9 protein-coding genes and 1 pseudogene are annotated in these 13,808 nt (G+C 56.1%); all 10 read left to right on the top strand.

Features of this window, described 5'->3' with window-relative positions:
* A partial coding sequence (gene tssI, locus Q6A51_RS16080; protein WP_304575251.1) for a type VI secretion system tip protein TssI/VgrG occupies window positions 1–934 on the top strand: 934 nt, incomplete at its 5' end.
* Window positions 924–1,667 carry a DUF4123 domain-containing protein gene (locus Q6A51_RS16075; RefSeq protein ID WP_304575250.1) on the top strand — a complete coding sequence of 248 codons (744 nt, stop codon included), beginning with the start codon at window positions 924–926 and terminating at the stop codon, window positions 1,665–1,667. The genes tssI and Q6A51_RS16075, both read left to right, overlap by 11 nt.
* Complete coding sequence (locus Q6A51_RS16070; protein ID WP_304575249.1) at window positions 1,664–6,568, top strand: RHS repeat-associated core domain-containing protein; 4,905 nt, start codon at window positions 1,664–1,666, stop codon at window positions 6,566–6,568. Before Q6A51_RS16075 ends, Q6A51_RS16070 begins: the two co-directional genes overlap by 4 nt.
* A 1-nt stretch (window position 6,569) precedes the next feature.
* A complete protein-coding gene (locus Q6A51_RS16065) occupies window positions 6,570–6,908 on the top strand; it encodes a hypothetical protein (protein WP_200994179.1) in 339 nt (112 codons plus the stop codon).
* A gap of 121 nt (window positions 6,909–7,029) precedes the next feature.
* Window positions 7,030–7,314 carry a hypothetical protein gene (locus Q6A51_RS16060; protein ID WP_304575248.1) on the top strand — a complete coding sequence of 95 codons (285 nt, stop codon included), beginning with the start codon at window positions 7,030–7,032 and terminating at the stop codon, window positions 7,312–7,314.
* 163 nt (window positions 7,315–7,477) lie between these two features.
* Window positions 7,478–9,283, top strand: a pseudogene (locus tag Q6A51_RS16055) (RHS repeat-associated core domain-containing protein); the annotation flags it as partial.
* Between the two features lie 374 nt (window positions 9,284–9,657).
* Window positions 9,658–10,065: an Imm26 family immunity protein gene (locus Q6A51_RS16050; protein WP_304575247.1), complete on the top strand. Its 408-nt coding sequence runs from the start codon at window positions 9,658–9,660 to the stop codon at window positions 10,063–10,065.
* A gap of 94 nt (window positions 10,066–10,159) precedes the next feature.
* Window positions 10,160–10,561, top strand: coding sequence for a hypothetical protein (locus Q6A51_RS16045; RefSeq protein WP_304575246.1), 402 nt, complete (start codon window positions 10,160–10,162; stop codon window positions 10,559–10,561).
* A 678-nt stretch (window positions 10,562–11,239) separates the two neighbouring features.
* Window positions 11,240–12,871 (top strand): methyl-accepting chemotaxis protein, encoded by a 1,632-nt coding sequence (locus tag Q6A51_RS16040; protein WP_304575245.1) that lies wholly within the window; start codon window positions 11,240–11,242, stop codon window positions 12,869–12,871.
* Between the two features lie 80 nt (window positions 12,872–12,951).
* Entirely contained in the window at window positions 12,952–13,773 is an 822-nt protein-coding gene (locus Q6A51_RS16035; protein WP_304575244.1) for an aldo/keto reductase, read from the top strand.
* Window positions 13,774–13,808: the final 35 nt, after the last annotated feature.

The following is a 13,808-nucleotide window of genomic DNA, read 5'->3' as shown; positions in this document are numbered from 1 at the left end:
CGGCAGCCAGAGCGCCGTGGTCACCGGGCCGAAAGGTGAAGAGATCCACTGCGACCAATACGGCCGCGTCAAAGTCCAGTTCCATTGGGACCGCGAAGGCCAGGCCGACGACAAGACCAGTTGCTGGTTGCGCGTATCCTCCGCCTGGGCCGGCGCCCAGTACGGCGGCATCGCCATCCCGCGCATCGGCATGGAAGTGCTCGTCACCTTCCTGGAAGGCGACCCCGACCAACCGCTGATCACCGGCTGCCTGTTCCACAAGGAAAACGTCGTCCCCTACGAGCTGCCTGCGAACAAGACCCGCAGCACCTTCAAGACCCTCAGCTCACCGGGCGGTGGCGGTTACAACGAGCTGCGCATCGAAGACAAGAAAGGCCAGGAACAGATCTACCTCCACGCCCAGCGCGACTGGGACGAGAACATCGAGAACGACCAGAAGATCCGTGTCGGCAACGAACGCCATGACACCGTCGAGCAGAACAGCTACAGCGAGTTCAAGGCTGAGGAGCATCGTACGGTCTATGCCGACCGCAAAGTCGAAGCCCGCGCAGATGACCACCTGAGCGTTGGCGTAACCCAACACGTCAAGATAGGCACTGGCCAGTTCATCGAAGCGGGTCAGGAAATCCACCTGAGCAGCGGTTTGAAAATCGTGCTCGAAGCCGGCGCAGAACTGACCCTCAAGGCCGGTGGCAGCTTCGTCAAGATCGATGCGGGCGGCGTGACAATGAGCGGCCCTGCGGTCAACGTCAATACAGGCGGCAGCCCAGGCGTCGGGACAGGCATAGCGGCGTTGCTGCCCGGATTGTTGAAACAGGCCGATGCCGCCAGAGCCGGTGCGGTTCTGACACCGGCACAAATCAATACGCTTAAACGCAACGCGCCTTTCTGTGAAGAGTGCGAGAAGTGCAAGGACGGTGCCTGTGCGATCTGATCTTTTGAACCCTCAGGCCTGGCTGGAGCAACAGCCGTTGCAACAAGGCGAGCACCTGTACCTGATCATCAGCGCAGCCAGCGACGCCGAACCTCTCAAGGCCTTTTACCAGCAAGGCCAGGCGCCGCAACTGATCCCGATCTGGGGCGGCACGCCTTACGCCGACTGGCAGCCTGTGATGCCCTATCTTGCCGTGCTGAAACCCACTGCGGGTTTTCTGCAATGGATCGCCGAAACCGATGCACTCGACTGGGGCTGGCTCGCGGTATCGCGCTCGGAACCCAATACCGTGTTCGAGCATCTGCGCAGCCTGACGCAAGTGAAAATGCCCGATGGGGCCGAAGTGTTTTTCCGGTTCTGGGACGGGCGGCATATCTATCCGATTCTTGAGGGGCTGGGTGAATCGGCGGGTGAACTGATGCCGATGTTCGAGCGCTATCTGATCAATGGCCGCACTCTGGAAGTCGGACAAAGAACAGTGCCGAAAGCGAAGGATTGGCCGTGGTGGGAGGTGCCCAAAGACTTGCTGGAGAGTTTGATGGCTGAAAATCCATCCACGGTGATCGGCAACATGATGCAGTGGCTGCGGGATGAACATGCCGACCTGTACTTCTCGTTCCCTGAATCCAACCTGCAAAAAAAAGTGGCGCGTTTCGTAAAGCGTACACCGCTCACGGAAGAAAACTTTACCGGGCTGTTGAAGACCTATCTGGAAAATGAGGTGGCGGCATGAGCATTTTGATGGGCGGAATCACCGGAGCCCTCACGGCAAAACAGCCTGATGCTCAGGCCATCATCAACGACTTCAAGAAGTGCCTGGCGGATTATCGCGAGCATGCCGAAGCCTGGTACGGCGGCGTGCTGGATGCCGAACAACAGTTCAAAGTGGGCGACGAGGTCGGCACTGCGGACAAGGACAGCAAACAGCAAAACACCCTTTATGCCAACTGCCCGGCCAACGGCAAGCTCAAGCTTGTACACAGCTTCGAGTCGGCACGCTTTGTGCCGATTGGCAACACGCCGGTGCGTCTGGTGCCCGTGGAAGATGGTTTTGCCTTTGGCAAAAACGAAGTCGGCCAGGCAATTGATCTGAAAATCGGCCCAAGCGGGATTCTGGAGGTTCCAGGCCTCAAGCCCAATCAGCAATACAAGATCACCTTTTTCCCGAACCCTACCCGTGCGCAGATCGACAGTCTGTTCAACTCCTACCAGGGCGTCATCGGTGATCTGAGCGGCTGGCTGCAAACCGAATGGAGCACCGACTTCCTGCCTCTGTGGCAAGCGCACACCAACGCTTCCATGGCCGGCAAAGCGATGCAACAACTGGAGTCTGCCTGGAAAGGCTTTCTCAAGGCGATCATGGGCTTGTGGGGGGATATCAAGAACCTCTACGACCTGGTTGCTCACCCTCGTGAAAACTACGAAAAGCTGAAAAAGTTCTTCACCGAGGAACAGATCAAGAAGATCTATAACGCCTCCAAGGAAGCCATCCAGACGGCTCTGTTGATCGCCAGTGATGAGCCACTGATGTGGATTTACGTCGCGGCCATCGTGGCCTGGGTCAAGATGCTGCCGCCGCAGACCTGCACGGAAGTGCTGGCGGAACTGACCACCGAAGTCCTGCTGAACATCCTGATCGGTATCGTCCTGACGGGCGGCATCGGCCTGGCCGTGCGGGTTAGCGCCAAGGGCCTCAATGCCGCCAAAAACGGCGGCAAGGTCATCAAGCTGATCGAAGACTTCACCTCCATGCTGATGAATATCAGCAAGAAGAACGCGACCGGTCACGCAGAAACCGCCAAGCCTCTGCTGCTCAATGGCAACTCGCCAATGAACCCGGCGCGCAAGACCAGCGTTGAAATAGCCCCTCCGAAACCTGCCGAAACCGCGACGGCTCCCAAGCGCAAGCCGCCCGTTACAGGCGGTACCGTTGAAACGGATGCGCAGATTAGCGCACGGGCCAAGACGGAAAACGCAACGCGCCTCGAACAGGCGGAAAAGACCGACGACGCAGCCAAGCAATCGCAAACTCCTGCCAAGCAGCCCGCCCAGTGCGCAGACAAGACCTGCACCAACGGCGAACCGGTATCGATGGTGACCGGCGAAGAACTGCTGACCCTGACCGAGGGCGAACTCGGTGGTTTGTTGCCTCTGGAATGGACACGCCTGTACCGCAGCAGCGCGGTCGAAATCGATAGCCGTCTTGGCTACGGCTGGAGCCATTCCCTGTCCCATCGTCTGCAACTGGACGACGAAGGCGTGCTCTGGACTGACAATGAAAACCGTCAGACCCGCTTCCCGCTGCCGACCGAGCAACGTCCGGCCATCACTAACAGCCTTGCCCAGGCCGCCATTTACCTGGGCGATGCTCCTGGCGAACTGATCCTCACCCAGGCCGGGCCAAAAGCACGCTTCTATCATTTCCGGGCCGGTCGCTTGACCACCATCAGCGACCCGTATGAAAACCAGGTTCACATCACTTACGACCTGGTTGACCGTATTCAGCGCATCGACAACGGAGCTGGCCGCGCCCTGCTCCTGCGCTACGACGACCGCCATATCGTTGCCGTGGATCACCAGCAACAACGCCCGGAATATAACGAGCGTGGCGAGCGCCAGGACCCGTGGCTGACCATCCAGACCCTTGTTACCTACGACTACAACGCCCTTCACCAACTCGTGTCTGCAACCAATGCGGTCGGTGAAACCGAGTATTACCGCTACAACGACCAGCACGTCATTCTGAAGCGGCAAATGGCCGGTGGTGCGAGCTTCTTCTGGGAATGGGAACGTGAAGGCAAATTCTCACGGTGCGTGCGCCACTGGGCCAACTACTCACAACTCGAAGCGCGTTATGAGTGGGACGACAAGGGCACGGTCAAAGTCCATAACGCCGACGGCAGCGAACAGGTTTACGTGCATGACGAAAATGCACGCCTGATCAGCGAAACCACTCCCGATGGCGCAGAAACCCAGAAAGCCTATGACGATAAAGGCCGCCTGATTGCCGTAAAAGATCCGCTGGGGGCCATTACCGAGTACCAGTACAGCGAAGCCGGGCGACTGGTGGCCGTGATCCCGCCGGAAGACGAACCGACCCGTTACAACTACTTCGACGGGCAACTGATCGAGGTCAAGCGTGGCAAGGCTCGCTGGCAATATGATCGCAATGAACAAGGCGATATCACTCAGCAGATCGACCCTCAGGGCAACGAAACCCATTACCGCTACGACCGTCAGGGCCGTCTGCTGGAAATCCGTCATCCCGATGGCAGCCGCCATCAACTGGGCTGGAACGGCCTGGGTCAACTGCTGGAAGAACGTCTGCCTGACGGCGGCCAGCGCAAGTACCGTTATGACGCCTTGGGTCGGCAGATCACCCGTCAGGACGAAACCGGTGCCATCACCCATTACCAATGGGACGCGGTCAATCGCCTGAGCCAGGTCACCCTGCCCGGCGGCGCCACTCGCGCCTTCACTTACAACCCGTATGGCCGCGTCACCGCCGAACGCGATGAACTGGGCCGTGTCACCCGTTACGAATACGCCGACAACCTGCATCTGGTCAGCCGCCGCATCAATCCGGACGGCAGCCAGTTGCGCTACCGCTACGACAACTCGCGCCTGCTGCTCACCGAGATCGAGAACGAACGTGGCGAGCATTACAACCTCGATTACTACGCCAACGGCCTGATCCAGCAGGAAACCGGCTTCGACGGTCGTCGCACCGCGTACGAGTACGACCTCAACGGCCAGTTGCTGAAGAAAACCGAATTCGGCGATGACGAAAGCGAGTTAGTGACCGAGTACCAGCGCGATGCCGCAGGCCGCCTGCTGGTCAAGACCCTGCCCGACGGCGAAGAGATTCACTACAGCTACGACGCCCTTGGCCGTCTGGTCAACGTCGACGACGGCAACTGGCCGCTGGCCTACGAATACGACCTGCAAGACCGCCTCATCACTGAACACCAGGGCTGGGGCACCCTGCGCTACGAGTACGACAGCGTCGGCCAGCTCAAACACTGCCGCCTCCCGGACGGCAGCACGCTGGATTACCACCACCAGCGCGGCGGTCAACTAAGCAGCATCGACCTCAACGGCTCGCGCCTGACCGCTCACCAGTTCAGTGGCGGTCGGGAGCGGCAGCGTCAGCAAGGTCTGTTGCTCAGCCAGTATCAGTACGACGAACAAGGTCGATTGCAGGCTCATAGCGTCAGCCAACAGGATCGTAATCTGTTCCATCGTCGCTACGACTACGATGCCAACGGCAATCTGGCGGGGATCGATGACAGCCGCAAAGGCAACCGCAGCTATCATTACGACCCGCTGGACCGCCTGATCAACGTCCGTGGTGCCACGCCGGAAAGCTTCGCCCACGACCCAGCCGGTAACCTGCTGGGCCAAGGCGATCTACCAACCGCCAACCTGGCCAACGTCAAAGGCAACCGCCTGCTGATGCAGGGCGACCGCCATTACGACTACGACGCCTACGGCAACCAGATCCGCGAACGTCGCGGCGCCGGGCAGAAACTCGTCACCGAATACCGCTACGACGCCCAACACCGCCTGATCGGCGTCAGCCTGCCGGGCGGCAGTACCGCCACTTACAAATACGACGCCTTTGGCCGCCGCATCGCCAAGACCGTCGACGGCCACACCACCGAATTCCTCTGGCAAGGCGAACGCCTCGTCGCCGAAAGCGCCGACAACCGTTATCGCAGCTACATCTACGAACCCGGCAGCTTCCGCCCGCTGGCCATGCTCGACGGCGAAGGCCCGCGCAAGGCCACGCCGTTCTACTACCAGCTCGACCACCTCGGCACCCCGCAGGAACTCACCGACTACAGCGGCGAGATCATGTGGTCCGCCAAATACCGCGCCTACGGCAACCTCGCCGCCCTGGACGTCGCCGAAATCGACAACCCGCTGCGCTTCCAGGGCCAGTACTTCGATGCGGAGACGGGCTTACATTACAACCGGCATCGCTACTACAATCCGGGGACTGGACGGTTCTTGACGCCAGACCCGATCAAGCTGGCGGGTGGGTTGAATAACTACCAGTATGTACCTAACCCTACGGGGTGGGTGGATCCGTTGGGGTTGGAGACGTGTGCGGGAAATAAAGGATCTAATCCGCTTGCACCCGAAGATACTGCAACCAAACCTGCTGTAGATGAGGGGACTCCAGATGTACCAAGCTACGAAACGCCTTACAAACCGCTAAGCGGCCCTCAAAAAGAAGCATTGCAAGGAAAAGTTGAAAACAGGACGGCCACCCAAGATGAAGTTGCTCATTTAGATTGGGATAGGCGTTTCAGCCTGAGAAGACGCCAAGGCGTACGTGGCTTTTGGTCTGACGAAAGAGCAAGACTCAAGAGAGGGGAGCCGGGAACAAGAAACTGGTCCGACGCCCAAAAAGAAGATATTTTGAATAAAAAGACCCCGAAATTTAACGACAAGTCCATTGAGGGGCACCACATGTATAATGCTTTGGATTATCCTCACCTAGCGAATGATAGGCTTAATATCTACCCTGCAACGAGAAGTGAACATCAATATCGCTGGCACGGTGGAAACTTTCAAAATGACACCATGGGCAAACCGCTCAACCCATTAGTCCCAGAGGAGTTTTGACATGCCTAAAATAAGCATCTCATGCAGTATTCCCGTAAAAGATATTGAAGCCACAAAATTCCTACATAAAAATCTAGGATGGGGACTTAGTAGTGCTTCACGCATGTTAATGATGGGCGAGAAAGGTTTTTTTTATACATGCCAGCTTTATTTGAGCGACCACACTGAGCACGATAAAAAAATAAGAGCAGTCATAAATTTTTTCCAAAGTAAAAATATACCATTAAACATCCTAGAAATAGGTGACAATGAAGACTGGGGCGAAATTGATCCCAACTCAGATCTTCTAAAGATAACTGAGGAGCAGATGATAAATGAATTAAACAGCTCAGAGAGTTAGGCTCGGGCAATGACAACAAAGAAAGCAGTCGCCGGCGACATAATACTAATCCCTCTTGAGAAGGGTTTTAAACCAGCAAAAATCCTCTACGTGTCAAAGCGATACCAAGGTGTCATATTGCTTGGACTCAATTTACAGCCAGGAAATGCCCACTGACCTTCCTGACACATTTGAGCCTCTGTTATACACGTCAAAAATACCTATCCGGAAAGAGCGCTGGTTCTATGTAGGGCATGAAGAGCTGAAACCAAACCAAAAGAATCTTGACCTGAGAGTGGTAGCTGCTGAGCTCTGGCAAGGCGATAACCATTTAGGCCCAGCTTCAGAGGAAGACAAACGAAACCTTCCGGAAATGTTAGTAATGGGGGCGGGGCTTGTGGAGAAAAAAGCAGCAGCAATTAAGTGAGCTCATGGCTGCCTTCAGAATACTGGAACATTTAGTAAGTGGCGCGTATGACATTGCAAGAAATGTCACACGCCCCCTAATAGTTAAAAAGCTAAAAACATTTAAAAATTGAACACTTTAGATATAAATCCTGATAGAAACTTAATTAATATTTAAACTCTACGGTGCCATCACCCATTACCAATGGGATGCGGTCAATCGCCTGAGCCAGGTCACCTTGCCAGGCGGTGCCACCCGCGCCTTCACTTACAACCCGTATGGCCGCGTCACCGCCGAGCGCGATGAGCTGGGCCGCATCACCCGTTACGAATACGCCGACAACCTGCATCTGGTCAGCCGCCGCATCAATCCCGACGGCAGCCAGTTGCGCTACCGCTACGACAACTCGCGCCTGCTGCTCACCGAGATCGAGAACGAACGTGGCGAGCATTACCACCTCGATTACTACGCCAACGGCCTGATCCAGCAGGAAACCGGCTTCGACGGTCGCCGCACCGCGTATGAATACGACCTCAACGGCCAGTTGCTGAAGAAAACCGAATTCGGCGATGACGAAAGCGAGTTAGTGACCGAGTACCAGCGCGATGCCGCAGGCCGCCTGCTGGTCAAGACCCTGCCCGACGGCGAAGAGATTCACTACAGCTACGACGCCCTTGGCCGTCTGGTCAACGTCGACGACGGCAACTGGCCGCTGGCTTACGAATACGACCTGCAAGACCGCCTCATCACCGAGCACCAGGGCTGGGGCACCCTGCGCTACGAGTACGACAGCGTCGGCCAGCTCAAACACTGCCGCCTGCCCGACGGCAGCACGCTGGATTACCACCATCAGCGCGGCGGTCAGTTGAGCAGCATCGACCTCAACGGCTCGCGCCTGACCGCTCACCAGTTCAGTGGCGGTCGGGAGCGGCAGCGTCAGCAAGGTCTGTTGCTCAGCCAGTATCAGTACGACGAACAAGGTCGATTGCAGGCACACAGCGTCAGCCAGCAGGATCGCAGCCTGTTCCATCGTCGCTACGCCTACGATGCCAACGGCAACCTGGCGGGGATCGATGACAGCCGCAAGGGCAATCGCAGCTTTCACTACGACCCGCTGGACCGCCTGATCAACGTCCGTGGTGCCACGCCGGAAAGCTTCGCCCACGACCCGGCCGGTAACCTGCTGGGCCAAGGCGATCTACCAACCGCCAACCTGGCCAACGTCAAAGGCAACCGCCTGCTGATGCAGGGCGACCGCCATTACGACTACGACGCCTACGGCAACCAGATCCGCGAACGTCGTGGCGCCGGCCAGAAACTCGTCACCGAATACCGCTACGACGCCCAACATCGCCTGATCGGCGTCAGCCTGCCGGGCGGCAGTGTCGCCAGCTACAAATACGACGCCTTTGGCCGCCGCATCGCCAAAACCGTCGACGGCCAAACCACCGAATTCCTCTGGCAAGGCGAACGCCTCGTCGCCGAAAGCGCCGACAACCGTTATCGCAGCTACATCTACGAACCCGGCAGCTTCCGCCCACTGGCCATGCTCGACGGCGAAGGCCCACGCAAGGCCACGCCGTTCTACTACCAGCTCGACCACCTCGGCACCCCACAGGAACTCACCGACTACAGCGGCGAGATCATGTGGTCCGCCAAATACCGCGCCTACGGCAACCTCGCCACACTCGACATCGCTGAAATCGACAACCCGCTGCGCTTCCAGGGCCAGTACTTCGATGCGGAAACGGGCTTACATTACAACCGGCATCGCTACTACAATCCGGGGACTGGACGGTTTCTGACGCCAGACCCGATCAAGCTGGCGGGTGGGTTGAATAACTATCGGTATGTGCCTAACCCTACGGGGTGGGTGGATCCGTTGGGGTTGGAGACGTGTCCGGGGGCGACCAAGTCCTCTGCGCCTGAAGTGGCAGATCCGGAAAATAGCGCCCACGTGACCCCTGGTGAACCAGCTCCCCCAATGCCTTCTGGCGTGGGGGGCACAGGGGCGAATTATGACAAGGTCAATGGACAGGGGCTTTATGTACTGAAAAATGAAGCAGGGGATGTCATGTACGTAGGAAGAGGCGACGCACCCGCCAGGATAGATAAGCATGCCATCACTCCTGGGAAAGACGATCTGGTCGCCCAAACCCTTTGGGAAAACAATTTGACAAAAGCTCAGGCAAAAGGATTAGAGCAACGACTCATGAATTTATATGGTGGAGCTCGTAGACAAAACCCTGATACACCATTGCTGAACGAGTATCGGTCCTATGCACCAGAAAACCCAAATGCTCAGCTTTATCGCGACTCAGCTACAGATCAATTATTTACTGAAACCTTGAGGAAAATCGGGCAATGACAACAAAGAAAACAATCGCTGGTGACATAATACTAATTCCTCTTGAAAAAGGTTTTAAACCAGCAAAAGTCCTCTACGTCTCAAAGCGATACCAAGGCGTCATATTGCTTGGCATTTATAAAAACTCAGTTGACAACCAGGAAATGCCCACTGACCTTCCTGACACATTTGAGCTTCTGTTATACACGTCAAAAATACCTATCCGGAAAGAGCGCTGGTTCTATATAGGGCATGAAGAGCTGAAACCAACCCAAAAGAATCTTGACCTGAGAGTTGTAGCTGCTGAGCTCTGGCAAGGCGATAACCATTTAGGCCCTGCTTCAGAGGAGGACAAACGAAACCTTCCGGAAATGTTAGTAATGGGGGCGGGGCTTGTTGAGAAAAAAGCAGCAGCAATTAAGTGAGTTCATGGCTGCCGTCAGGATACGGGAAAAATCAAACTAGAGATTGATCAGCCATATTTGAACACACATTTGGCAGCCAAGAAATAAAGTTTATATGAATAAAACCCAAGCATATGTCACCAGATCCGATGACAATTTCATTGAAATTGAAATTGAAATTGAAATTGAAATTGAAATTGAAATTGAAATTGAAATTGAAATTGAAATTGAAATTGAAATTGAAATTCTTGACAACTGCATAAAAGAAAAAATCTCAGAAATTGGATTCATAAACAAAACACATACAAAAAAATATAGAAAAATCACAAAAACAGATGAAGACAAAGCAGAAGTTTTTAACCAGTTAAGGAATCTTGGAGTGTACTTTTCCAATGGCAGAGAGTGGTGCCCTGCGGAAATTTTTGAACACCTCAGAGACAAAGGACTTTTAACCGGAAAGTACTCAATGATCAGTTGGGCAGCCCCTGAAAAATACTTCCTGACTACTGATAAATGATCATGTAAAAACAAAACAGCAAGATTGTGCCGTATCTCTGACACTGCACTGTCGCACAGCAAACAGAGGACTGTGTGAGCGCGATTGCCTTGGGCGGCACTCCGACGATAGAGTGCGCAGCGCTCGCAAAATCTACGACTGCTACGCAGCCGATCGCGGGCAAGCGCGCTCCTACAGAAAAGCGTTTTAATTCATGACGTTGTGTTTATGTTTGATGAGAGGCAGGATTTTCGTTAGCGGACGTAAATTTTGCGAGGGGTCGGATCTTTATCGTCATCAATGCCGTCGTCGCGGCCAAGGCCCCTCCCACAGACATGGCGCAATCCTGTTCTCCAGAAAGCAAAAAACCCGCCGAAGCGGGTCGTTTTGCACACAACACCATCCCGACATCCTGTCAGTAGCCTCCTGGCAGTGGCCGATCTTCCCTTATCGCTGCATCGATCCTTCGCTGCAGTTGTTGAATTGGATCCTACATTTGCCACGACGCTGGGGATAGAGCCAATCGCGCCTGTTCGTGTAAGCCTTTGGCTATATGGCGCCGACGTCTAAAAAAGCGTGACTGTTGTCTCAGATTTAGTCATGTTAAGCCGACATCATGAAGATAGCGTTGAGAGTCAGTGCAAGGATCTGCCTGATGACTCATAAAAAAAGAAAAAACAACGAATTAGGGTGAACATCATGAATATGCGCAGCTTATCTATCAGCCGCCGTCTATGGCTGATTCTCATTGTCTCTGTGCTGATGCTCTTTGTGCTCGCGGCCGCCATGCTCAAGCAGATCAATGACGATCTCTATCTGGCCAAGGCCGAGAAAACCACGCATGTGGTCCAGACAGCCAGCGGCATTCTCACTTACTACCAGGGGCTGGAAGCCGCTGGCACCCTGACTCGTGAAGCCGCGCAGCAGCAGGCTCTCAGTACCATCAAGGCCCTGCGTTATGGCCAGAACGATTATTTCTGGATCAACGATCTGCGCCCGGTAATGGTCATGCACCCCGCCAACCCCAAGCTTGATGGCCAGGATCTGTCGGGCGTGAAAGACCCGGACGGTTTTGCGCTGTTCAATGAAATGGTGGCAGTGGCCAAGAGCAAAGGTGCCGGCCTGATCCATTATCGCTGGCCAAAACCGGGTGCCAGCGAGCCGGTGAAGAAAACTTCTTACGTGCAACTGTTCCAGCCATGGGGCTGGATCATCGGCTCGGGCGTGTATGTCGATGACGTGGCTGCCGAGTTCAAGCAACAAATGTGGAATGCCGTTCTGTTCAGCGCAGGCATTGTGCTGGTCCTGACGCTGCTGGTGACGCTGATTCTGCGCAGCATCGTCCTGCCATTGCGCTTGACTGTCAGCGCCATGGCCAACATCGCCAGCGGGGAAAGCGACCTGACCCGCACTCTGGAAACCCAGGGCAACGATGAAATCACCCAGTTGGGCAAACACTTCAATGCTTTCACCGCCAAGCTGCGCAGCGTGGTCATCGAGTTGCAGTCTTCGGCTGTAGGGCTGGGCCAGGCCTCCACCGATCTGGGCAACAGCGCCGAGCAGGCTCAGGCGCGCAGCCAGCAGCAATCCCAGCAAATGGATCTGGTAGCCACCGCCGTCAATGAAGTGACCTATGGCGTGCAGGACGTGGCCAAGAACGCCGAGCACGCGGCCAGCGAAATGCGCGATGCCGAGTCCCAGGCGCAACAGGGCCAGGTCAATATCGATAACAGCCTGCGTCAGATCGACCATCTGTCCGGCACCATCGGCCAGGCAGTGGAAGTGATGCAAACCCTGGCCAGCGAAAGCACACAGATTGGTGGCGTACTGGAAGTCATCAGCTCGATTGCCGAACAGACCAACCTGCTGGCACTCAACGCGGCCATTGAAGCCGCACGGGCCGGGGAACAGGGCCGTGGTTTTGCCGTGGTGGCCGACGAAGTGCGCCTGCTGGCCCAGCGGACCCAGAAGTCCACGGCCGAGATTCAGGGCATGATCGAGCGTCTGCAACGTCACTCCGACGCAGCGGTCAAGGTGATCGGCGACAGCAGCCGCTCCTCGCAACTGACCATCGAGCAGGCCAATCAGGCCGGCCAGAGCCTGACGTCCATCAGCCAGGCCTTGCGTAACCTCAACAGCCTCAATGCCTCGATTGCCAGCGCCACCCTGCAGCAATCCCATGTGGTCGATGACATCAACCAGAACGTCACTCAGGCCGCGCAACTCTCCCAAGGCACGGCCCTTGCCGCTGAACAGTCCACCGCTGCCAGCCAGCATCTGAGAGGATTGAGCGAACAGTTGAATGGCTTGCTGAAACAATTCCGCGTTTAACTCGTTGTGTTCGACAGGCTGCACGGAACCTCGTGCAGCCTTTGTTGCCTGAGGCCTGTCCATTTATTGCAGGGGGTCGTATGCGCACACTGGAACTGGCAGGTCAAAGCGTCCCCGTACTGGGTCAAGGCACTTGGCACATGGGCGAAGTCAGCCATCAACGCTCTGCGGAAATCGCCGCGCTGTGCATGGGCATCGAACAAGGCATGACCTTGATCGACACCGCCGAGATGTATGCCGACGGCGGTGCCGAAGAAGTGGTCAGGCAAGCGATTGCCGGGCAACGCGACAAGGTATTCGTGGTCAGCAAGGTCTACCCGTTCAATGCCAGCCGCCAAGGCATTCCCAAGGCTTGCGAAGCCAGCCTCAGGCGAATGAATACCGATTACATCGACCTCTACCTGCTGCATTGGCCGGGCGAATACCCGCTGGGCGAAACCGTCGAGGCTTTCGAGCGGCTGCGCGAGGCTGGCAAGATCGGCAGTTGGGGCGTTTCCAACTTCGATGTGTCGGACATGATGGAATTGGACAACCCACGCTGCGCCACCAATCAGGTGCTCTACAATCCCGAGCAACGTGGTATCGAGTTCGACCTTTTGCCCTGGGCCAATGACCGGCATTTGCCGATCATGGCGTACTGCCCGATCGGTCAGGCGGGCGACCTGCTCTATCACCCTGCACTGCACGAAGTCGCCAATCGTCACAGCGCCACGCCAGCACAGATCAGCCTGGCCTGGGTGCTGCGCCAGCCGAACATGATTGCCATTCCCAAGGCGACCAATCCTGAGCACATTCGCCTGAATATCGAGGCCGAAAAAATCGTCCTGACGCCACAGGATCTGGCCGACCTGGACAGGGCCTGGCCAACGCCGACCCGCAAGCGGCCATTGGCGATGGTTTAGACGTAGAGCCCCGGAAACAGCCAGCAATATTCCGT

Origin of the sequence: Pseudomonas serbiensis (assembly GCF_030580745.1) — a bacterium.
Taxonomy (GTDB): Bacteria; Pseudomonadota; Gammaproteobacteria; order Pseudomonadales; family Pseudomonadaceae; genus Aquipseudomonas; species Aquipseudomonas serbiensis.
The sequence above is the reverse complement of the archived record's forward strand: the minus strand, read 5'-3'. Positions and strand labels throughout refer to the sequence as shown.